Source organism: uncultured Proteiniphilum sp. (genome assembly GCF_937873925.1).
Lineage (GTDB): Bacteria > Bacteroidota > Bacteroidia > Bacteroidales > Dysgonomonadaceae > Proteiniphilum.
Genome location: NZ_CALNAT010000211.1, coordinates 1 through 2,805, shown reverse-complemented (window position 1 = coordinate 2,805; position 2,805 = coordinate 1). Strand labels below are relative to the sequence as shown.

The 2,805-nt window shown below is 48.5% G+C and carries 2 protein-coding genes; one reads left to right on the top strand and one right to left on the bottom strand.

Features of this window, described 5'->3' with window-relative positions; translation table 11 throughout:
- The coding region (locus tag Q0502_RS14300) for an HDIG domain-containing metalloprotein (protein ID WP_298652038.1) at positions 1-1,560 on the top strand (1,560 nt) is incomplete at its 5' end.
- Between the two features lie 6 nt (positions 1,561-1,566).
- Here Q0502_RS14300 and guaA read toward each other — a convergent pair.
- Positions 1,567-2,805: glutamine-hydrolyzing GMP synthase (gene guaA / locus Q0502_RS14295; protein WP_298652035.1), on the bottom strand; the 1,239-nt coding region annotated here is incomplete at its 5' end.

Genomic DNA, 2,805 nt, shown 5'->3' with positions numbered 1-2,805 from the left:
CTGGATTCCATCCTGATCGTCGGCAAGGGCGGGATCGACGCCAATATCCTCAAAGCCGCCAACATCAATGAATATATCCGCGAAAATGTGCTGTTTGATATGGCTACCTCGGAAAAGGCGGAAAATGAATTCATTCAACAGGTCGATATCAGCCGGGGGATGGTGCAAAGGGGCCAACGCATTATCGACCAGGGTGAAATTGTCGATGCACAGACATACAACATACTCTCTTCACTGAAACGGGTAACGGAGGAACGGAGCGGCGGCACTACGAGGAACCATTGGATGCTGCTTGGACAGTTCCTGCTCATATTATTTATGTTTACCTCATTTTATACGTATCTCCTCTATTTCCGGCCGGCAGAATACCGCAACCGGAAACATGTGATTTTTATGGTGCTGCTGATAACCTTCTTTGTCCTGCTCACGGCTGTTACCGTAAGGTTTGAACTCTTCAGCATCTATATTATCCCTTACGCTATCGTCACCATTCTTATCCGCACCTTTATAGATTCGCGCACGGCGTTGTTTGCCAGCCTCATTACCATCATCATGAGTTCCCTCATGGTACCGTTCCCCTTCGAATTTATTGTCATCCAGGTTTGCGTGGCCATGGCATCCATATTTATGCTGAAAGAGTTGTCGGAACGTTCCCAACTAATCAAGAGTTCTTTCTTTATCCTGTTCACCTATATCCTGGTCTATCTCGGGCTGGAATTGTACCAGGAAGGAAACGTGAAGGAAATCAACTGGGTGGTGCTGGCCTATTTCCTTATCAACTTCATCTTTATCATGTTCTCCTATTCGCTGGTCTATCTGGTGGAAAGGTCATTCGGATTTATTTCCGGCGTCTCATTGGTAGAACTCTCCAACATCAACAAACCGCTGTTGAAAAATCTTTCTGAAAAAGCACCGGGAACTTTCCAGCATTCATTACAGGTCTCTAACCTGGGAATGGCGGCGGCGGCAAAACTGGGAGCGAATGCCTCATTGATAAGAACCGGAGCGCTGTATCACGACATCGGGAAAATGGCAAATCCCGCATTTTTTACGGAAAATCAAGTGGCGGGTATGAATCCTCATGCGGGATTACCTTTCGAAGAGAGCGCACGCATTATTATCAATCATGTGAAAGATGGAGTGAGGATCGCACAGAAACACAATGTCCCCCAGCAGATCGTCGATTTTATCGAGACACACCACGGGACAAGCATGCCCAAATATTTTTATATCTCATGGAAAAATGCCAATCCCGGCAAAGAGGCCAACGAAGCCGATTTTCGTTATCCCGGCCCCAATCCGTTCTCGAAAGAGACCGCTATCATGATGATGGCCGATGCGGTGGAAGCTTCGTCGCGCAGCCTGCCCGAATATACGGAACAGGCCCTGCGCAACCTGGTAGACAAGATCATTGACGCCCAGTTGGCTGAGGGTTACTTCAAATCAGCACCCATCACCTTCAAAGATATACAGACCGTGAAAGATGTTTTTGTAGAAAAACTGGCCACAATGTATCATTCCCGAATTGTGTACCCGGAGCTGAAACAACCGGAATTGTAACAGGGATTATTCCCACTCGATGGTGGCGGGGGGTTTCGATGAAATATCATACACCACACGATTGACCCCTTTTACCTTGTTGATGATCTCGTTCGATACTTTCGCCAGAAATTCGTAAGGCAGATGTGCCCAGTCGGCCGTCATAGCGTCTGTCGATGTCACGGCACGCAATGCAATCGTATTCTCATAGGTACGCTCATCACCCATCACCCCGACCGACTGCACCGGCAACAAAATGGCGCCCGCCTGCCACACCTTATCATAAAGCCCGGTCGAACGGAGATTCGAAATAAATATATCATCGGCATCCTGTGCTATACGTACCTTCTCAGGGGTAATATCCCCCAGTATCCGGATTCCCAACCCCGGCCCGGGAAACGGATGACGGTGGATCAGGTGAGGCTGCATGCCCAACTCCAGCCCTATCTTACGCACTTCATCCTTGAACAAAAGCTTCAGCGGCTCGCACAATTTCAGGTGCATTTTTTCGGGCAGCCCCCCCACGTTATGGTGGCTCTTAATAGTAACCCCCGTGATAGAAAGCGACTCGATAATATCGGGATAGATGGTTCCTTGTGCCAGCCATTTGATATCTTTCAATTTGTGGGCCTCCCTGTCGAAAACATCGATAAATCCTTTCCCGATGATCTTGCGCTTGCGTTCAGGATCGGTTACCCCCTTCAGTTCTTCGTAGAAATACTGTTTTGCGTCTATACCGATAACATTCAGTCCCAGGTGTTCGTAATTCTCCAGGACAGTTTCGAACTCGTTCTTACGCAACAGGCCATGATCCACAAAAATACACGTAAGATTCCTGCCGATGGCTCTGTTGAGCAACACTGCCGTTACCGACGAGTCCACACCACCTGAAAGGGCAAGGATCACTTTATCATCACCCAATTGTTCTTTTAGCTCCTGTACGGTCGTTTCGATAAATGAGGCAGGAGTCCAATCCTTCTTCATACCGCAAACAGCGAGGAAATTATCCAATATTTCCGTTCCCCGTTCGGTATGGAATACTTCAGGATGAAACTGTACCCCCCAGGTTTTTTCATTATCCACCTTATAAGCGGCCAAAGCTACATCATCGGTTGATGCAATCGCCCGGAAACCCTCCGGTATACGAACGATCGTATCGCCGTGGGACATCCACACCTGGCTCTCCTGAGGTATGAATCCCAGCAGGGGATCATTACCATCCACCACATGCAGACGGGCGCGTCCGTATTCCCGGCTATCGCTCTT